Below are 18,457 nucleotides of genomic sequence, written 5' to 3' on the forward strand. Positions count from 1 at the left end.
TTCTATCTTCTTTGCTGCTAACGGCTAATTCTAATGTAAAAATCCGCCTGGTATTTCCTCTATGGAACCAAACATATCGACCCGGTTATCACTGAACATGTCCATTTCCGGGGCCAACACCTGCACATAACGATCAAAATAGAGAAACTGCTTTAGCAATAAGGCGAACTCCCGCGGGAATCGAATACCATGCCCCTCACCAATTTTCACGATATCTACCAGCAGGCTGTTCACTTCCTTGTCGTTACGGTCTGCCTGCATCAGCGCAGAAGGATCCACCTGGCCCAACGCTCCCTGCAATCCTTCAATATCCCGCGCCAACGCTGCAACATCTACTTCGTCACGAGTCATTCCGATCACGACCATGGCTTCCGCCATCTTTCGCACATCCCCACGACCAATGGCATCAAAGAAAGCCGCCATACCATTCCAGGCTTCACGACGAATACGCCCGACGATGCCAAAATCAATAAATCCGACTCGGCCATCCTCTAGCAGCATTAAATTACCCGCATGAACATCTGCATGGAAGAAGTCACACATCATAAGGCTAGAAAACCACGTGTTCAGCGCAGAAATCAACGTACCCGCCGGATCGTCGGTATACTTCTTTAGTACATTCATATCCGTTAGAGGCACGCCAAAAAAACGCTCCATGGTCAGGACTTTACCCGTGGTATGTGACATAACGGGTTCTGGCGCTATCGCCTGAGTGTTACCGGTATTGCGCAGGAAAACATTAAACGCTTTAAGATTGCCCGCTTCTTTTATGAAATCGCACTCTTCTAGCATGCCCGCCTGTAACTCTTCAATGACCCCCGAAATAGCAGAACGCGACAACCCCGGGGCCAACCGTTCAGTAAGTCTTGCCGCGAAGTACAAGAAATTGAAATCTGTAAGCAAAACATTCTTTACACCCGGGCGTTGAACCTTAATTACCACATCGCGACCATCCTTCAATTTTGCCGCGTGCACTTGTGCAATTGACGCACTGGCTAATGGTTTAGGGTCCACAAATTCATAAAGCGTCTCCAGGCTGGAGCCTAGCTCGGCTTCAACAGTATCCCGAATGTAATGAAAAGGTAGGGGGGGAGTCCTGTCGAGACAGCGTTGAAACTCCTCGACATACTCTTCAGGGAAAATTGATGGGGAACTGGCAATAAATTGGCCTAATTTAATGTATGTCGTCCCTAAAGATTCGAAGGTGGCACGCAGCAAAGCCGGGATTGGCGGGCGATCACCGAGCGCCCAGCCCAGCCCATGGCGCCCCACTACACCCAACGTTTCGAGTATTCGTAGTCCGCCCCGTGCCGTATTCAGTGCCAGGGAAAGGCCACTGCGTTCGCCCTCCAGCCAGGCCCGCATATCTTTGACGTCACTGTGATCACTCATAATAAAGTCGTATCTATTTTATGAAGTACATGATTTATCGGATAGAAACCATGATATAGCAAATTTATTGTTTGTAATTGCTTGAAGGATTTTTTGTAATTGCCGCTTGTGTCAAACGGCTGACTTTCGTACCTTTGACGACCCTATTTTGAGAACAAAAACAAGGAGCTTACGAATGGGTTCTCTTTCCATGAAAAAAATGCTACGACATTCCGGTCTGGCCTTGGTAGGAAGCGCCATCCTAGCTCTGCAAGGCTGCGGTGTTGTCTATAAGGCTACCGGTGATGTTTTGGTCAGCTTCGGCCGATCCGAAATGTTGCCCTACATGATGACCTATGATGACGTACGTATGGCATGCGTCACCGGCGAAGCACAGACACCTCTGTTGATGTCTTTCGAGCGTGTTGGATCCGACCCCAGCAAACTGGGCGCCATGGTCTTCACCGTTGCCGCCACCTGCGCCGAGCAAATTGCTCTTGATGCTGAACTGCGCTACATGCGTTCAGTCAAAGATGGCCGAGTCAGCGAAGCACAAGATGCACGCATCGAGCAGAAACGCTGGTCTGCCATTGCCGCAAATCGCCAGTACAAAGCTTACAACTACATGATGCAAGCCTTCGGCGAAGTCAAGGACGGTGAATGTCCTAACATGAATAACGATTTTGACGAAATGGTCTGGCTGGTCGGTAACATTTCCGGTGTTCAATCCCTGCTTAACGACGGCGCTTCCGACGGCGCAGTAGGCGTACCTCGTGATATCGCAGCCAAAGTTGAACGCAACATGAAATGCTTGGATAACGATCAGTGGTGGGGCGTACCGCGCGGTACCCGTGCTGCAGTATGGAACCTGCTACCAATGCTAGCACCACCGAACGCTGATGCATGGGCCGAGCTGGAAGCCTCAGCCAAGGCAGGGTTCGACAGCGGCATTCGTTTGGGCAGCGCCCTGTATGCCATGAGCGCTTTCAGCAAAGGCAACGATGAGCGTCTGCGCCAAGCCATCCGTGATTACGCAGCAAATGATGAAGGCCTGAATCCAGACTACGCTATGCTAGACGCCATCGCTGGCTTTATTATCCAAGGTATTTCGGACCGTGAATGGACTGAGAATACCGGTAAGCGTACACCTATAGGCGGCACTGGCACTTTCTGGGATGACACAGCCTCGTCTGGCCCCGCTATTGATATCAACGATTTGCTATAAGCCATCTAGCGGCCTTCAGGCCGCTTTTAACGCGTTAAACAGTTAAAGAAGTAACCAGGAGACTATCATGCGCTATGTTAAGGCATTCACTGCGGTCGCCACTGCCGCTCTGGCATTGACGTTCACCCCCGTCCAAGCCGCCGAAAAGCGCACTATGTGCGTATTTGACATCATTGGCGCGAATGGCGATATCTACAACATCATGAAGGACTATAAGACCGCGGCGCTGAACTGGGGCGTGGACTTTGAACTCAAGCCCTACACAGATGAAAAAATCGCATCTGAAGACCTGAAAGCCGGCCAATGTGATGCCGCCGTCCTAACCGGTATCCGCGGCCGTCAGTTCAACAATTACACTGGCAGCCTGGATTCCATTGGCTCCATCCCTAGCTATGACGCTATGCGCACCGTGATTACAGTGCTAACCAGCGAGAGCCCATCCATCAATGCAAAGTTGGTTTCCGGCCCTTATGAAGTAGGTGGCGTCGCCCCTATGGGAGCAGCCTACCTGTTCGTTAAAGACAGCACTATCGACACCGTCAGCGAATTGTCTGGCAAGTCCATCGCGGTACTGGAATACGATTCGGCTCAAGCAAACATGGCCTCCCGCGTAGGTATGTCACCGGTTATGTCTGACATTTCCAACTTCTCTAGCCGGTTTAATAATGGTTCCGTTGATGTCTGCTTTGCCCCCATTGCTGCGTACTCTGCCTTGGAATTGTACAAAGGCATGCAGCCTGACGGCGGCATCGTCGATTACGTACTCGGTCAGTTGACCGCACAAGTCATTCTGAAAAAGGACAAGTTCCCTGCTGATTTTGCTGCACAGTCACGCAAATACATGCTCGGTCAGTTTGACCGCGCCATGCGTGTCATTGAGAACGCCAACAGCGAAGTTAACAAGAAGTGGTGGATTCGTATTCCTGAGGCGGACAGGCTCCGTTACGACGAAATGATGCGTGACGCTCGCATCGCCCTCACCAAAGACGGCGTCTACAATAAAGACATGATGGGTCTGCTACGTAAAGTACGCTGTAAACACGAACCATCACGCGCAGAGTGCGTTAACCCTGTTGAATAAAAAGTTCAACTGAACGGGGCCAACTGGCCCCGTCCTTCATTAACAACTCACATTCTGTCACCCGTTCCCACGGGTGATCAGGTAAGAAAAAATGTTTACATCGCCCTAAAAAGGCGGGGGCAAAAGCGCTACCCTACCCCCCAAAGCGCCCCCCCCCTCCGTAGCTCAGGCGGTATAACAATAACCGGGTGCACAATGGACAAGCCTTCGTTAACTGTTGCAAACCGTTCCGTCGCGGAATGGCTATCCTCACTTCCTACACTGATTCTTCTTCTGCTGACCATTTTTCTGGCTTCCGGCGAAGTAATTCACTCGCAGCTACTGAAGATCGGCGAGAATACCTGGGAGGGCTATTTCCTTTTGCGTGGCGCTGGAGTGGTGGAACAGCCCACCTGTAACCGTGATCCAGACCTGGATCAGGAGCTGGCAAAAGCCATTAAGCAGAAAAAACAGCAAATGGCTGACGATCCTCTAGCCTCCATCTTTGGAACCGACGTGGACGAAGCGGCCTTGCGTCAGTCCTTGGAATCTTCCAGACATAACTGTCGCGGCAGATGGGAACGCTATGAGTTGATTCAGGACAAAGCCACCCCCGGCGTGATTGCCTTCCGTACCTTGGAAGGAGGCGTGGCCAAAGTGGTAACTACCCTGGGCAACTACAAGCGTCTACTGCTTTGTTTGCTGGTAATGATCTGTGCCGCGACCGCCACATTAACGCGCCACCACATTTCGCTACGTCCTGCTCATACACGTAAAGACCACTTTGTTTCTAGCTTGGGCCAGCTCGCCGCCAACATAATGCTACTCCTCTCTGCTTGGCTATACCGAGGCGAAGAAATCAGCGCCATTGCCGACGGAGTTCAGGTCAATCACTTTTACTTGCACCAGTTCTGGATTGCAGGCTTCCTGCTGCTCTCTTTCGCTGCTTTCTACCAGCTGATTCGCCCGCCCAAAGACCTTGAGGAAGGAGGTACTTGGGGCAAGGCAATGTTGACCATCCCGCTATACAGCTTCATGTGCCTTACCGCTGGCGCACAATTTATCAGCCAAGGCTACTACCACGGGATTAGCGTTTATCTTGGCATGATGATGGAACTGTCCACCCTGTTCCTGAGCTTGGCACTGTATATCTGGATCGGCATGCTGCTGCGTCAAACCAAGATGGCTCACCTAGTTTTCGACGTGCTACGTCCTTGGAAAATGTCACCGGAGTTGATGTGTTTTGTGGTGCTTGCTGTTGCAGCGGTTCCTACAGCCTACACTGGCGCCTCCGGTATCTTCGTTATTGCTGCCGGTGCCACCATCTATAACGAGTTGGTTCGCGCTGGGGCTCGTAAACAACTTGCGCTGGCCGCCACCGCCATGTCTGGCTCCATGGGCGTGGTTTTACGTCCCTGCCTGCTGGTCGTGATCATCGCCGCTTTGAACAATAGCGTGACCACAGATGAGCTATTCACTTCCGGCCTGAAAATCTTTGGTTTGTCGCTGTTCCTGTTCTTCATTTACAGCCAATTTGCCCGTACTGCTCCGGCACGCATTGCTCCGTTCTCTGAAGCAGTACCGCAAAGCTTGAAACGTCTCATCCCTCTACTGCCCTATGTGATTATCATGGGGACCGTAGTGGTGTTCTTCCGTGATCTACTCGACACCGAGTTAAACGAAAACTACGCACCCATTATCCTGCCGGTAATGCTGCTAGCCATTCTGGCCTACGAGAAACTGAGCACAAAATCCCTGCACGTTTTCACGATCGTCCTGTTGCCCCTTTTGATCTACTCCTGCTACAACCTGTGGGGCATCAACAATGCGCTAGACGCTGGTGCTATTCCTACCGGCACCTCCGCTGAGGAATTGAACGATCTGTTTTGGGGACTTTTCTGGCGTAATGCTATTCTCGGCGCTTGTCTGGCAATTTATTACCTTGTAAAAACACCGGATATGGACCCGCATTACCAACCAGAGCCCGGTGTGGGTGAGAAGATGGAAAGCTCATTGCGGTTTGCCACTAACGAAACCACCGGGCACATTGGCGCGTTGCTGATGCTGATGGCTCTATCGGTAAGCGTCGGCGGTATCATCGAGCGTTCCGGGGTCATGGAAATGCTGCCTGAGACGTTCCCGAGTATCTGGGTAGCCATGACACTGCTGGTGGTCACCATGGTGATTATCGGCATGATTATGGACCCCTATGGCGCAGTAATTTTGGTGAACGCAACCCTTGCACAAATTGCCTTCGATAATGGGATTGACCCACTACACTTCTGGATGATTACCCTGGTAGCTTTTGAGCTGGGTTATCTATCACCTCCAGTGGCGCTAAACCACTTGCTAACAAGGCAAGTAGTGGGAGACGAAGAAGTGGAATCCGCAAAAGTGCCGGATGGCAACTTCTACCGTCGCTATGAGAAGTTCCTACTGCCTATTGCGGTGATGCTGACCGCACTGCTGCTGGTATCTTACGTACCGCTGATGTCGGACTCGCTCCACGAGTTCCTGTTCCAGAAAATTCAGGCTGGCGCCCATTAACCCGCCAAACTGAACATGAAAAGGGCCCAATCGGGCCCTTTTTTATTTCAGCAACAAAAACTATTTAACTGGAAAAAGAAGCCCCTACTAACCAGACATATTTACCCGCTTCTCACCCCGCCAGTTTCCTATCGTTCCGCAATAACGAATACTGTAAAGTATCTGGAGATTTCAGGGAGATAGCGGATGAGTAAAACCCAAGAAAACCGGCCTTCACGAAAAACCGAAGGCCTTCCCAAAACGGCCAAACCCGCCTTGTTATTCTTGCTATTCTTGTTCGGGGTGGTTGCCACCATAGCCACCGCCGCTTACGTTGTTGACAGAATGATTTACGGATAAGTCACATGGCTACAAAAATTGACAACCGACGCCACCCCCGAATCAACCGTGAAGAGAACTTGTCTCTCACCTTGTTACCGGCAGGATCGAGTTCCTTAGACCCGGAAGATCGCCTCTATCTAACCTCTCACGACATTTCCCTAGCGGGTATCAGCGTGGAGCTACCCTCACCAATCAAGCCCGATACGGATGTGGAGCTCTGGGTTGCTCTGCTGGAAAACTACGGCACCTACCATCTTTACGGCACTATCGCTTGGTGCGCAGCACCTGAAGGCCATCTTCTCGCCGGAATAGCTTTGAACCTGGAGCGCGCCGACGGACGTTTATGGGCGGCTCACTTCGACTCAACAGGACATTTTAGTGACTGACCGTCCAGGGCCAGGACGACCAGTCATTTTACTGTAGGGAGCCCCCTCACCTTTTTCAGTGAAAGCAACCCCAAGCACGGCCGCAGGGCATTAAACGCTAGCCCTAGCCTATGACAAGTCTGCCTTGGCAAAAGCCGTACATGACCACAAACGCAGAAAAAAGAAACCCTAGGCAGGGTAGGAGAAAGATAACAAAGCGCGAGCACCGACTCTCGCAGCGCACCATTTAGAAACGCTGCAAGACAACAAACATCAGAGCTTTTCCGGAAAATGTTCGCTTAACAAACCCGCAAGCCGATCAAGGCGTTTACGCCGCTTTGCCATCCCGAACACATTCATTAGGCGGGTTGCCCAAGTCATTGCGGTCGCTAAAGTGTCGCCGCCGCGACGGGGAATCACATGCACATGCACATGGGGCACATGCTGATTGGCTTCGCGGCCATCATTAACCACCACATTATGCGCCTTTACGGCAAGCCCGGCCCGTTTCTGCGCCACAATCGTCCGCCGGGCCAGATCCATCAACCGATGCGTCACCGCAGCATCCAACCCTTCCAGCAAGGATTCATGCTGGCGAGGAATCACCAAACAATGGGCTTCACGGATCGGGAACAAATCCAGAATCACCAGCGCCAAATCATCTTCATAGACCACGCTGGCGGGCAAAGTCCCCGCCTGAATCTGACAAAAGATACACTCGCTCATTGCTGAGCCAGCATAGCCGCTTGTTTGCGCCGCTGCCGCCACAGCTCTAATGCAGCCACCACCAGCGCCACCAGCAACATCGCCACCAATGGGCCACCGGCGCGCCAAAGGCTCACATTATCCTGAGCCAGGCCGTCAAACAAACTCACCACCCAAGCCGGAGCCCATTCGTCATGCTGCGCAGATACGGACCATGGTGTGAGCAACAGGGCAGTTAGCAGAGTTCGCAGCGGCACCTTAGCCCAGCGGCTCAGAGGGCGTGTTAGCCACCACCAAACGAACAAGACACCGATACTGCCCAGCAAATAGGCAAACCAACCCCATAAATATGCTTGTGTTGTCACAACGTCTCCCACTCATGTTATTGAACCCACCGGCAAGCCACCGCCTACATCAGTCGATCCAGTGAACAATATGCTCTTCCCAATCATCTTCCCGCACAAGTTGCTCTGACACCACCCGCCCCGCAACGCTAATCCCCGCTTGCCTCACGCTGTCAGCATTGTTGCTGAGCAACGGATGCCAAGCGGGTAACAGCTTACCTTTTGCACGTAAACGGTATGCACAGGTGGGTGGCAACCAATTCGTATCCCTAGCAATGCTCTCAGTGACACGAATGCAATCCGGAACCCGCTTAAAACGCTCTTCATACACACGACATTGGCATTGCTTGCTATCCAGAAAGCGGCACGCCAGATTGGTAAACGCTAACTCGCCACTGTCTTCATCTTCCAGTTTTACAAGACAACAACGGCCACAATTATCACACAGCGCTTCCCACTCGCGGACATTGAGGTCGCTCAGCGGGAGGGTCCAGAACTGACCCCGCAGCGGCAGCGTCGTATCAGGCATCATGTCGAACCGGTTTATCCGGGTGGCCATCAGCCATGAACAGGTCTTCATCCGGCGGTGGTGGCATTTGCAAGTAAAAACCCTGCTCGCGGATTTTTTCCATGACCTGCTCCACATCCGCGCGTGCTAATGGGCGCGTCGGGTTCAGAATCATATCAGTCACGTGCTCGGCATGACCAAACTGTCCCATCAATATCTCGGGCACCTCTTTAAGCCCTTTTTGCCGATCCACATACAAATACATGCCACTTTTGCGGCGGCTCTTATAGATCGAACAAAACAATTTGCCTTTCAGCACTCCCTCACTCACTACAGCAACTCCAGCAGAGGTTGGGTGACAACATCATTACGCCAGCCGGTCAACGGTTCCGGCACCCTCTCCGGGTGGCGGATCAGGGCTTCCAGCCAACGGCGACGCATCAATACGTCGGGCTTCATATTCAACTCTTCGGCAATAATCGCAACCCGGCTACGCAGGGTTTTGGCAAGTTTCTTCTGTGCCATATCCGGCGGCCCCGGCAACGGATCGGGGGGAGTCTGCCCTCGGGCCTGTTCAATCAATGCCAACAACGCATCTCCGTCGCGACGAATCTGTTTGGGATGAAAGCCCAAGTCCGCGAGCAAGCCTCTGTCGGTACGATTGGTACGGGCCAAGTCCAGCAACTGGGCATCTTTTAACACAAAGCTTTTGGGCAGATCTCGCTCCCGAGCCATCTGATCACGCCACGGCGCCAGTGCTGCCAATACCGCCAAGCTTTCGCCCTGCAGCAAGCCCGCGCCTTTCACGTTACGCCAAGCGTCTTGCGGCAGCACTTGGCTGCGAGCCTGCTTGAGCAAACGAGCGCATTCTTCTTCCCACCAAGCGCGGCGGCCCAAGCCATCGAGTCGCTCGGCGAGAATCCCCGCCACTTCCGGGAGATATTTTACGTCATCTTCCGCGTAGTGAAGTTGCTCATCGCTTAATGGCCGTTTCAGCCAATTGGTTCGCGTGGCCCCTTTCGGAAGATCAACACCCAACAGCATTTGAACCACTTTCTGGTAACCCCACTGCATATCTTCGCCGCTCAGTGCAGCGGCAATCTGGGTGTCTTCAATGGCCGCCGGGTACTGGCCAGTAAACGTAGCAATTGCTTCCAAGTCTTCGGAACAAGCATGCATCACCAAGGTATGATTCTGAAATACTGGCAACAAAGTAGGCCCATCAACCTCGGTAGTATCAATAAGTCGAATGCGCACACCATCATGGACTTGCACCAGTGCCAATTGTGGCCAGAAGGTGCGCTCACGCATGAATTCCGTGTCCAGGTATAGCCGACTACCTGCCGCCAGGCTTGCCTGCCATTCGCTGATCTCTTTGTTATCTTCGCACCAGAGATACGCCATCTTTTTGCCTTTTCCGGGAATGTAAAAGCCCTAACATACGGCTTTCTCGGATCTTTGCTGCCGTAAGAGAAGGGCAAAATAACCTGCAAAATACACACAAAGCAGGCACCTTCGGCGGCAACAACAGAATTTGCGACGATTATACGGCCTGTGGCGCTCAATTTCCCGGCACATTTCTGCTACTCTTTGCGCCGCATTGAAATCGCACAGGATGACGCTAATGAGCACGAAACTGGTACTGGTCCGCCACGGCCAGAGCGTATGGAACAAGGAAAATCGCTTCACAGGCTGGAAAGATGTTGATCTTACCGAGCAAGGCCGCGAAGAAGCCCGCACCGCAGGCGAACTACTGAAAGAGGCCGGGTTTGAATTTGACCTGGCTTATACCTCGGTGCTCAAGCGTGCGATCCGCACCCTGTGGAGCATTCTGGATAACATGGACCAGATGTGGATCCCTGTTATCCGTGACTACCGCTTGAATGAACGCCACTACGGTGCCTTGCAGGGTTTGAATAAAGCGGAAACAGCCGCCAAATATGGCGACGACCAGGTACATATATGGCGCCGTAGCTACGATACGCCGCCACCGAAAATGGAACGTGACGATGAGCGCTACGCTGGCAACTTCCGAGTGTACAAGGACTTGAGTGAAGCTCAAATTCCTTTGTCAGAAAGTCTTAAAGACACGGTGGACCGTTTTATTCCTTACTTCGAAAGTGATATCAAACCGCAAATTCAAGCTGGGAAACAGGTTTTAATCTGCGCCCATGGCAATAGTCTGCGTGCGCTGGTGAAGTATCTCGGCGACATTTCTGACGAAGAAATCGTAAAGCTCAACATCCCTACTGGAGTGCCGATGGTTTATGAGCTGGACGACAATCTCAAACCCATTAAAAACTACTATTTGGGCGATGCCGAAGCTGCAGCGAAAGCGGCAGAAGCAGTCGCCAACCAAGGTAAGGCGTAAGCAGGCAAGCTAGGAGCCTGCCACAAAAAAGCCCCGCCAAACCCGGCGGGGCTTTTTTGTGCTTCATACCTTCGTCATCATACAAGCATAGCTTCTCACATTACTGCAGGCCTATTTGACCTTGCATACAGCCACGTTCATTGGCCATCTCCGCTGTGGCGCGCTGCTCGCCAGCGGGCCAGTATGCAGCGACTCCATCTTGATATGCCTTCGACCATTCTATGCTGGCGGCACTGTTGCAGATAACGCTCACACCTAGCCGGATGCACGACACAGCGCAGCGGTTCCAGTTGGCCAACGTTTCTGGCTAACTGATAGTGAAAATGCGGCTCAAACTGGTTCTCTACTTTTGCGCCAATATCGTCCTGCTGCCCAGAGTACCCTTCCCGCAGCATCAAATAACCTGACCTCCCGTGCCCTAATAAATCCTTTTGGTCGTAATAGCTCACTACAAACCATTGCTGAAAAGCTGGACATGAAGGTCGCGCTCGCTACGGCAGCATTTGTTAGTGGCGGGCACAGCCTTTAGTCGTATCCGCAACAAAGTGCGGGAAACCTTTGCAACTCAATACCTTGCCTGCCCCTGGAAAAAATTGTCCATTTACTTGGCTACAGTGATCAATCCAGTTCCAGCAAAGCTTACCGAAAGTGCACCGAGTGCACCCGCCGCCAACACCAAACCTGATTACGATGGCGATTGGCCAGAATGCCCTTGAGCAAAAAATCAAAGGCATTGCGTTGGCGGTTGACATCTCTACTATCGAGAAAATCAACCATCGGCAAACATACTAGTAATAACAAGCAGGGATACACTGATGAAGAAGCTGTTTACCGCCATTCTAGCCCTTTATGCCCTGTCTGCGCCTTTTAGCGCACAGGCAAACACCATCAAACGCAAAATCTGTGTATTTGATATTGTCGGCAATGTAGGCCCGATCATGAACGCCATGAGAGACTGGAAAGCCGCCGCGCGAGGCTGGGGCCTGGAAACAGAGCTTGTGCCCTATACCAACGAGGCCATTGTTGCTGAGGACCTGAAAGCCGGTATTTGCGATGCCTCTTTGATTACTGGCATTCGCGGTCGGGCATTCAATAAATATGCAGGGACAGTGGATTCCATTGGGGCCATTCCCACCATGGACCATATGAAAGTGCTGCTACAAGTACTTTCCCACCCCCAAAGCGCGGACAAACTATCCCAAGGGTCCTACCAAATTATGGGAATTGCGCCCGCTGGGGCCGCATTTGTTTTCGTGAATGACCGAGAAGTAAATTCTCTGGCTAAGGCTGCTGGCAAAAAGGTCGCGGTTCTAGAATACGATGAAACCCAAGCCAAACTCGTTTCCCAGGTCGGCGCTACACCCATCGCCTCAGACATCACCAACTTCTCCACCAAGTTCAACAATGGCGTTGTTGATATCATTGTTGCACCGCTGGTGGCCTACAGCGCTCTGGAATTGTACAAGGGCTTGAGCCCAGACGGTGGAATCATCAATTACCCACTGGTTCAGCTAACCTTCCAGTTAATTGCGAAGAAAGACCGGTTCCCAGCAGAAATGGCTCAAAAATCACGGGAATACTTCTATAATAACCTGCAACGGATTACCAGCCAGTTAGATAATGAGGCCAAGCATGTGGCCAAGCATTGGTGGGTAGAAATCCCCGATGCGGACAAAGCCGAATATGAAGTCATGATGCAGGAAGCCCGTGATCAACTTCGCGACGAAGGTTACTACGATCAGGACATGCTCACTCTTCTGCGCAAGGTTCGCTGCAAAATGGAAGCGACCCGTGCAGAGTGCAGCTGACAGTTAAAAATTGAAGCTTTTTTCGCTCTAAAGCAAAGAGGCCGCGTCCATAAAAATTAGACGCGGCCTCTTACGTTTAGCGCTTTTCTAAGCTGCAAGCTTGAAGCTTGCCGTTTATAACCCCATCTGCTTTGCAATCACCTCATTCATGATCTCGTGGGTGCCGCCGCCGATAGAGAGAATCCGATTATCGCGGAATAGGCGCTCCACCACGGTGCCCCGCATGTATCCGCTGCCGCCAAATAGTTGTACCGCATCGTAGGTCACGCGATCAGCACAACGCGTTGCCACATTTTTCGCCATGGACACATCCAGCACGCAATTCTCGCCAGCTGCAATTTTGGCGGCAACCCGATAGGTAAACTCTGTGCTGGCTTTTACGTCCGTGGCCATTTCTGCCAACTTGTGCCGTGTTACTTGAAAGCCTGCCAGTGGCCGACCAAATGCCTCCCTTTCTTTCACATAGCGCAGAGCTTCATCCAGTGCCAGTTGAGCCGTGCTATTGGCAGTTACTGCCAGTACCAGTCGCTCCATCTGGAAATTGCTCATAATGCAGTAGAAGCCACCGTTTTCCGGACCAATAAGGTTTTCCGCCGGCACCCGGCAGTCTTCGAAAAATAGCTCAGCAGTATCAGACGCCCACCAGCCCATCTTTTTCAATTTGCGCCCAACGGTGAAGCCCGGGGTACCCTTTTCGATCAGCAACAGGCTGATACCGCCATAACCCTTGTCACCCGTGCGTACGGCTACGGTGTAATAATCGGCGCGCACCCCACTGGTAATAAAGGTTTTAGCTCCATTTACCACATAATGATCACCGTCACGTACCGCTCGAGTTTGCAGGTTGGCCACGTCAGACCCCCCGTTAGGCTCGGTAATCGCCAGCGCCGAAATCTTGTCTCCGTTGATTACCTCCGGAACGACCCGCTGCTTCATGGCCTCGCTGCCCCATTTCCAAACGGGGGGTAGGCCAATATCCAGTGAGCCCAAGCTCGCGCAAAGGCCGCCGGACGAGCACCGTACCAGCTCCTCGCAGGCAGCAACTTTCATGAAGATATCTTCACCGGTACCACCAAATTCTTCCGGTGCATTGATGCCAAGAATGCCTGCAGATGCCGCTTTCTTGTACAGCTCACGGGGAAATTCTCCCGCCTCCTCCCAATCGTCTACTTCCGGGAGAATCTCCCGTTCAACGAATTTGCGCACCGTATCGCGCACCATCTGATGGGTTTCATTGAAATAATTCAGGGCACTCACAGGGCCTCCTTGGATTTATTGATTACAAACAACCTAGCGCTTGCTTGGTTTTACCTTACCAGAAAGCCAGAGGAGGAAACCAGACGAATCCAATCGTTTTGATTTATCGATAAAGTGGAAAAATTAGGCGCTCAAGAAAGGGACCGAAACTTCAAGCATCAAAGGGCCTGCGACCTTTCAGAGCCTGCGCTAAGGTGGCGCCATCCACAAACTCCAACTCGCCCCCCATTGGCACCCCTTGAGCGATACGACTCACACCCACCCCGGCATCTTGAGCCAGGCCCAACACATAGTGCGCAGTGGCTTCGCCTTCCACCGTGGTGCCTGTGGCCAGTATCAATTCACTGATTTGCCCTTCATTAAGACGCTGCTCAAGCACATCTAACCCCAGCTCACGGGGGCCTATGCCATCCAGCGGCGACAACTCGCCCATCAGTACAAAATACTGGCCGCGGTATTCGCCTGATTGCTCAAAGGCCAACACATCTCCCGGGGTTGCCACAATACACACCAACGACGCATCTCGACGCGGATCTTCACACACCGGGCAAAGCGTCGATTGCGCATAATTGCGGCACCGTTCGCAATGCTGAACCCCATCCATAGCCGCATGGAGGGCATCGCCCAGGCGACGTCCAGATTCGCGTCCGCGGTCCAGCAACGCATAAGCCATACGCTGGGCCGAACGAGGCCCAACGCCGGGCAAGCAGGTAAAGGCATTGATAAGCTGGTCAACCAGCGGCGCGTGTTTCACAGTTTCGGGGTCTCGTCGCTGAACTTAGGGTTTGAAACCCGGTGGGAACGGAAAACCACCCGCCATGTTCTGCATGCTATCTTGCTGCTGCTTCTCGATCCGGCGCACCGCATCGTTCACCGCAGCGGCCAGCAAGTCTTCCAGCAATTCCTTGTCTTCACTCATTAGGCTTGGATCAATATCCACCCCTTTCACATCATGGCGGCCATTCATGGTGACTTTCACCAAGCCGGCACCGGACTCACCTACCACCTCAGCATTGGCGGCTTCGTCTTGCATTTTCTTCATTTTCTCTTGCATGGCCTGGGCCTGCTGCATGAGATTGTTAATATCGAAATCCATGATTTACTCCCATATAACGCTTCAAGCAGCATCCAGCACGGACAAACCATGCTTTATCATCTCGCCTGTTGCGTGTCGCGTTCTTTATTCCACTCTCTCTTTCGGGGTGACACTCTCATCATCCAACCGACCGCCAAAGGTGGTGATCAACTGCTGCACCACCGGATCCGAATGCAGAGTGTCTTTAGCTTGGAGCAGCAATTCCTGCCGGCGAGCTTCGGCGATGACCTCAGGTGTCGCGCCCGGCTGCTGCTCAAATTCCACTTGAACCTGAATACGCCGCTGGAAGTAATTCCCCAGCGCTCCACTCAATTCTTCCAACCGCTCGCGGTTAACCAAGACCTGATGACCTGGGCTGATGCGCAGCGTCCAGACGCTTTCCTCGCGGCTGATCAGCACCGCATTGCGAGCGATATTGCGCACCGTGCCATCTACGTCCAGCCGCAACAACAACGCGGCCCACCAGGTGGCAACTTCCGCCTCATTGGTGGGCTCCGCGAGCGGCGCCAGAGGTTCTACTTCCTGCGTTGGCGCTTGATTAGGCTCTGGCTCAGCTTGCGGTTCACTCTGCGACGGCGCGACCGCGACAGCAGACGTTGATGGGCCAGGGCTTTCATCCCAAGGTGGCGCATCGTCCGCTGATGCTGCCTGCTCGGCAGCGGCCGGTGCAGCCCGTGTCGGCGAAGGCTCTGGTGCTGTAACAGGTGCAGAAGCCGATGTAGGTGTAGGCAGCGAGACCGGGGCCGGCGCAGCGGCAGGCGTTTTGTTCAACAGGGCACGCAAATCTGGCTTGTCGCCGGGCTCCTCCGACGACGCTACCGCTTTAGGCTTTTTTACTGAGGGGTTATCCCCTTGCACCAATACACCTTTGGGAGTGAACAACACCATGCGCAGCAATAGCATCTCCAAGGCTGCGCGGCTATCTGGGGCATCCTGCAGGTCACGGCGGCCACGTAGAGCCACGTCGTAATAAAGCTGAATCTGTTCTGCAGTAAGCGCTGCAGCGAGCTGCTGTTGCGTCTCATCGTGACTGCCTGGCACCGCTTGACACACCGCCAGTTGGTGCAGCTGGCTGATCAGCTCATCCAGCAATGCCAACTCACCAGGACAATGCTCGCTCACCGATGCTAATGCCTGCAGCACCCCACCCGGTTCCTGTTCGGCCAGCGCCACCAGCAGGGTAAGCACATGATTACGGTCCACGGTGCCCAGCATGGCGTTCACCGCCTCACTACTGAGCTGCTCACCGCCAAACGCAATAGCCTGATCCGTGAGACTCAACGCGTCACGCATAGAGCCTTCAGCCGCCTTGCCCAACGAGAGCAGTGCAGGCTCATCGTAGCGAATCATTTCCTTGTCGAGCAGCGTTTTCAAATGCCCAGCAATCTGCTCTGCAGGCAAAGCCTTAAGACTAAATTGCAGGCAGCGGGACAACACCGTCACCGGCAGTTTCTGCGGATCTGTAGTGGCCAGCAGAAACTTCACATGGGGCGGGGGCTCTTCCAAAGTTTTCAGCAACGCATTGAAAGAATGGGCGGAAAGCATGTGCACCTCATCAATCAGGTACACCTTGTAGCGCCCTCGGGTCGGCGCGTATTGCACGTTATCCAGCAGTTCGCGGGTATCCTCCACCTTAGTGCGGCTGGCCGCATCCACTTCGATCAAGTCAACGAAACGGCCGTCGGTGATTTCCTGACAGGTAGGGCATACACCGCACGGCCGGGCACTAACACCCTGCTCACAGTTCAGGCATCGGGAAAGGATACGGGCAATAGTGGTTTTGCCCACCCCGCGGGTTCCGGTAAATAGATAGGCATGGTGGAGACGATCTTGGTCCAGGGCATGCATCAGGGCCCGTGAAACGTGCTCCTGCCCCACCAGTTCATCAAAGGTGCGGGGGCGGTATTTACGGGCAAGAACCTGGTAACTCATAGCACTCCAGCGGCTTTCTCGACCACGAAGAAAAAAAGGATTGGAATCAAAAAGCTTATGCTAACGAAGTTCCCGAAAGGAGGACAGTACAAGAAGCGTGTTACGTAAAAGCGCGATGGGAGGGAGTACAGGAATTAGAGCGGTCTTCCCGCCAGCCGCACCCCGGCACACAATTCCACTGCTACCGTTGCTCCCTTCCGGGCCTGGCGGGGTTCGCAGCTTATCGTTGCGGGGGGACCGACGGGTCGACCATAACGCGTTTGCAGCCTAGTAACCAAGTAGCCGCGAAACGAGCGCGCATTGTGGCGAAAGCCCACCGCTATTGCAAGAGCACGACCGGGGTTGGGCGTTCATCAGGCTAAAGCTTGAGCAGGCTGGCCCCAGTCGAGCCGCAAGGCTACACTTGAAAAAGCAAAGTAAGGTCCATCAGACTCTATATCTAACCCCAGCGCGAACAGGGAGGCTTCATGGACAGCAATCCGACCATTCGCATTGCCATCAACGGTTTCGGCCGTATAGGACGCTGCCTAGTTAGGGCCCTCAGCGAACATCCAGCCCGGGAGCGTTTTGAACTTGTCGCCATCAACGATCTTGCCGATTTCAATGTACTCGCGCACCTGCTTGCCTTCGATACCACCCATGGTCGCTGGCCTCATCCTGTGCATTATGACGGCCAAACCATGGAAATTAATGGTCTCAGCGTGCCCTGCTACGCCATTGCCGATTTGGAAAAATTACCATGGCGTGAACTGGCTCCAGACTTAGTGTTCGAATGCAGCGGCCGCTACAAGCAACGAGCACAACTTCAACAGCACCTTGATGCTGGCGCTCGCCGGGTACTTGCAAGCTACCCGGTGGGCGACGCCGACGCCATGGTGGTTTATGGCGTCAACCACAAGATTCTTGATGACAATCAACGCATCGTTTCCAACGCCTCATGCACCACCAACTGTTTGGCTCCGCTGGTAGATGTACTGGACCGCAACTTCACGGTGAAACAGGGGCTAATGACCACGATCCACAGCTACACGAACGACCAGAACCTGGTAGACAAGGCCCACGGAGATTTATTGCGCGCCCGCGCCGCGGCAGTCAATATGATTCCAACCCGCACCGGCGCAGCTCAAGCCGTAGGAAAAGTGCTGCCTCACCTGGCCGGGCGACTGGACGGAATGGCGGTGCGAGTTCCCACCCTCAACGTATCATTGGTGGACCTGACATTGCTGCTGGAACAGCCCGCTACGGTGGAGGCGATTCATAACAGCCTGAACAATGCGGCCCACGGTGACTTGCAGGGGGTATTGGCCATGAACCATCTGGCCCTGGTTTCCAGTGACTTTAACCACCAACCCTACTCTTGCGTGGTCGACACCAACCACACTCGGATATTGGAGCAACAATTAAAAGTGCTGGCCTGGTACGACAACGAGTGGGGCTTCAGCCACCGTATGCTGGATGTTGCGGCGTATTGGATGGAACGCTAGGCACAGACAGAGCCAGCCCCGCATCGCCAAAAAGCAGCAGGCATGATGCGGGGACAGGTGACG

General features: G+C 53.3%; 18 protein-coding genes and 1 other RNA gene. 8 read left to right on the forward strand and 11 right to left on the reverse strand.

The window, feature by feature from the left end; translation table 11 throughout:
* Nucleotides 1-30 precede the first annotated feature (30 nt).
* On the reverse strand, nucleotides 31-1,392 hold the full coding sequence (locus AS19_RS09055; protein ID WP_011589040.1) for an AarF/ABC1/UbiB kinase family protein: 1,362 nt from the start codon (nucleotides 1,390-1,392) through the stop codon (nucleotides 31-33).
* Nucleotides 1,393-1,567: 175 nt separating this feature from the next.
* Between AS19_RS09055 and AS19_RS09060 the strand changes: the two genes are divergently transcribed.
* The 5 genes from AS19_RS09060 to AS19_RS09075 all read left to right on the forward strand — a co-directional run bounded on the left by AS19_RS09060 (nucleotide 1,568) and on the right by AS19_RS09075 (nucleotide 6,910).
* Nucleotides 1,568-2,596 carry a hypothetical protein gene (locus tag AS19_RS09060; RefSeq protein ID WP_011589041.1) on the forward strand — a complete coding sequence of 343 codons (1,029 nt, stop codon included), beginning with the start codon at nucleotides 1,568-1,570 and terminating at the stop codon, nucleotides 2,594-2,596.
* Nucleotides 2,597-2,663: 67 nt separating this feature from the next.
* Nucleotides 2,664-3,677 carry a putative solute-binding protein gene (locus tag AS19_RS09065; protein ID WP_011589042.1) on the forward strand — a complete coding sequence of 338 codons (1,014 nt, stop codon included), beginning with the start codon at nucleotides 2,664-2,666 and terminating at the stop codon, nucleotides 3,675-3,677.
* Nucleotides 3,678-3,872: 195 nt separating this feature from the next.
* Nucleotides 3,873-6,203 carry a TRAP transporter large permease subunit gene (locus tag AS19_RS09070; RefSeq protein WP_035461029.1) on the forward strand — a complete coding sequence of 777 codons (2,331 nt, stop codon included), beginning with the start codon at nucleotides 3,873-3,875 and terminating at the stop codon, nucleotides 6,201-6,203.
* A gap of 186 nt (nucleotides 6,204-6,389) precedes the next feature.
* A complete protein-coding gene (locus AS19_RS14100) occupies nucleotides 6,390-6,542 on the forward strand; it encodes a hypothetical protein (protein ID WP_155849267.1) in 153 nt (50 codons plus the stop codon).
* 5 nt (nucleotides 6,543-6,547) lie between these two features.
* Nucleotides 6,548-6,910, forward strand: a complete 363-nt coding sequence (locus tag AS19_RS09075; RefSeq protein WP_011589044.1) for a PilZ domain-containing protein — start codon at nucleotides 6,548-6,550, stop codon at nucleotides 6,908-6,910.
* Between the two features lie 252 nt (nucleotides 6,911-7,162).
* On the opposite strand, the gene AS19_RS09080 is transcribed toward AS19_RS09075, so the two are convergent.
* Genes AS19_RS09080 through rnd form a run of 5 tightly spaced genes read right to left on the reverse strand, consistent with a single transcriptional unit; the run spans nucleotide 7,163 to nucleotide 9,850 of the window.
* Nucleotides 7,163-7,615, reverse strand: a complete 453-nt coding sequence (locus AS19_RS09080) for an HIT family protein (RefSeq protein ID WP_011589045.1) — start codon at nucleotides 7,613-7,615, stop codon at nucleotides 7,163-7,165.
* Nucleotides 7,612-7,959: a hypothetical protein gene (locus tag AS19_RS09085; protein WP_231860751.1), complete on the reverse strand. Its 348-nt coding sequence runs from the start codon at nucleotides 7,957-7,959 to the stop codon at nucleotides 7,612-7,614. Before AS19_RS09085 ends, AS19_RS09080 begins: the two co-directional genes overlap by 4 nt.
* A 49-nt stretch (nucleotides 7,960-8,008) precedes the next feature.
* Nucleotides 8,009-8,470 carry a YcgN family cysteine cluster protein gene (locus AS19_RS09090; RefSeq protein WP_046961977.1) on the reverse strand — a complete coding sequence of 154 codons (462 nt, stop codon included), beginning with the start codon at nucleotides 8,468-8,470 and terminating at the stop codon, nucleotides 8,009-8,011.
* Nucleotides 8,460-8,777: a YcgL domain-containing protein gene (locus AS19_RS09095; RefSeq protein ID WP_011589048.1), complete on the reverse strand. Its 318-nt coding sequence runs from the start codon at nucleotides 8,775-8,777 to the stop codon at nucleotides 8,460-8,462. The genes AS19_RS09090 and AS19_RS09095 overlap by 11 nt, the downstream gene beginning before the upstream one ends.
* Nucleotides 8,777-9,850: a ribonuclease D gene (rnd, locus tag AS19_RS09100; RefSeq protein WP_011589049.1), complete on the reverse strand. Its 1,074-nt coding sequence runs from the start codon at nucleotides 9,848-9,850 to the stop codon at nucleotides 8,777-8,779. The genes AS19_RS09095 and rnd overlap by 1 nt, the downstream gene beginning before the upstream one ends.
* Nucleotides 9,851-10,070: 220 nt before the next feature.
* On the opposite strand from rnd, the gene gpmA reads away from it, so the two are divergent.
* Nucleotides 10,071-10,817 (forward strand): 2,3-diphosphoglycerate-dependent phosphoglycerate mutase, encoded by a 747-nt coding sequence (gpmA, locus tag AS19_RS09105; protein WP_011589050.1) that lies wholly within the window; start codon nucleotides 10,071-10,073, stop codon nucleotides 10,815-10,817.
* An 815-nt stretch (nucleotides 10,818-11,632) separates the two neighbouring features.
* A complete protein-coding gene (locus tag AS19_RS09110; RefSeq protein ID WP_011589052.1) occupies nucleotides 11,633-12,625 on the forward strand; it encodes a putative solute-binding protein in 993 nt (330 codons plus the stop codon).
* A 114-nt stretch (nucleotides 12,626-12,739) separates the two neighbouring features.
* On the opposite strand, the gene AS19_RS09115 is transcribed toward AS19_RS09110, so the two are convergent.
* From AS19_RS09115 to ffs, 5 genes are all read right to left on the reverse strand, one after another.
* The gene (locus AS19_RS09115) at nucleotides 12,740-13,882 is read right to left on the reverse strand and encodes an acyl-CoA dehydrogenase family protein (protein WP_011589053.1); all 1,143 of its coding nucleotides are present in this window, start codon (nucleotides 13,880-13,882) and stop codon (nucleotides 12,740-12,742) included.
* A gap of 151 nt (nucleotides 13,883-14,033) precedes the next feature.
* Nucleotides 14,034-14,636: a recombination mediator RecR gene (gene recR, locus AS19_RS09120; protein ID WP_011589054.1), complete on the reverse strand. Its 603-nt coding sequence runs from the start codon at nucleotides 14,634-14,636 to the stop codon at nucleotides 14,034-14,036.
* Between the two features lie 24 nt (nucleotides 14,637-14,660).
* Nucleotides 14,661-14,978 carry a YbaB/EbfC family nucleoid-associated protein gene (locus AS19_RS09125; RefSeq protein ID WP_011589055.1) on the reverse strand — a complete coding sequence of 106 codons (318 nt, stop codon included), beginning with the start codon at nucleotides 14,976-14,978 and terminating at the stop codon, nucleotides 14,661-14,663.
* Between the two features lie 84 nt (nucleotides 14,979-15,062).
* On the reverse strand, nucleotides 15,063-16,910 hold the full coding sequence (dnaX, locus tag AS19_RS09130; protein WP_046961978.1) for a DNA polymerase III subunit gamma/tau: 1,848 nt from the start codon (nucleotides 16,908-16,910) through the stop codon (nucleotides 15,063-15,065).
* A gap of 146 nt (nucleotides 16,911-17,056) precedes the next feature.
* Nucleotides 17,057-17,153, reverse strand: an RNA gene (gene ffs / locus AS19_RS09135) — signal recognition particle sRNA small type.
* 224 nt (nucleotides 17,154-17,377) lie between these two features.
* Between ffs and gap the strand changes: the two genes are divergently transcribed.
* A complete protein-coding gene (gene gap, locus AS19_RS09140; RefSeq protein ID WP_046961979.1) occupies nucleotides 17,378-18,394 on the forward strand; it encodes a type I glyceraldehyde-3-phosphate dehydrogenase in 1,017 nt (338 codons plus the stop codon).
* Nucleotides 18,395-18,457 lie beyond the last annotated feature (63 nt).

The sequence above is a fragment of the Alcanivorax sp. NBRC 101098 genome, assembly GCF_001010505.1.
Lineage (GTDB): Bacteria > Pseudomonadota > Gammaproteobacteria > Pseudomonadales > Alcanivoracaceae > Alcanivorax > Alcanivorax borkumensis.

Coding starts and splice junctions, on each gene's coding strand:
- AS19_RS09055 (WP_011589040.1), bottom strand. CDS start 1,392: ATGAGTGATCACAGTGACGTCAAAGATATGCGGGCCTGGCTGGAGGGC.
- AS19_RS09060 (WP_011589041.1), top strand. CDS start 1,568: ATGGGTTCTCTTTCCATGAAAAAAATGCTACGACATTCCGGTCTGGCC.
- AS19_RS09065 (WP_011589042.1), top strand. CDS start 2,664: ATGCGCTATGTTAAGGCATTCACTGCGGTCGCCACTGCCGCTCTGGCA.
- AS19_RS09070 (WP_035461029.1), top strand. CDS start 3,873: ATGGACAAGCCTTCGTTAACTGTTGCAAACCGTTCCGTCGCGGAATGG.
- AS19_RS14100 (WP_155849267.1), top strand. CDS start 6,390: ATGAGTAAAACCCAAGAAAACCGGCCTTCACGAAAAACCGAAGGCCTT.
- AS19_RS09075 (WP_011589044.1), top strand. CDS start 6,548: ATGGCTACAAAAATTGACAACCGACGCCACCCCCGAATCAACCGTGAA.
- AS19_RS09080 (WP_011589045.1), bottom strand. CDS start 7,615: ATGAGCGAGTGTATCTTTTGTCAGATTCAGGCGGGGACTTTGCCCGCC.
- AS19_RS09090 (WP_046961977.1), bottom strand. CDS start 8,470: ATGATGCCTGATACGACGCTGCCGCTGCGGGGTCAGTTCTGGACCCTC.
- rnd (WP_011589049.1), bottom strand. CDS start 9,850: ATGGCGTATCTCTGGTGCGAAGATAACAAAGAGATCAGCGAATGGCAG.
- gpmA (WP_011589050.1), top strand. CDS start 10,071: ATGAGCACGAAACTGGTACTGGTCCGCCACGGCCAGAGCGTATGGAAC.
- AS19_RS09110 (WP_011589052.1), top strand. CDS start 11,633: ATGAAGAAGCTGTTTACCGCCATTCTAGCCCTTTATGCCCTGTCTGCG.
- AS19_RS09125 (WP_011589055.1), bottom strand. CDS start 14,978: ATGGATTTCGATATTAACAATCTCATGCAGCAGGCCCAGGCCATGCAA.
- dnaX (WP_046961978.1), bottom strand. CDS start 16,910: ATGAGTTACCAGGTTCTTGCCCGTAAATACCGCCCCCGCACCTTTGAT.
- gap (WP_046961979.1), top strand. CDS start 17,378: ATGGACAGCAATCCGACCATTCGCATTGCCATCAACGGTTTCGGCCGT.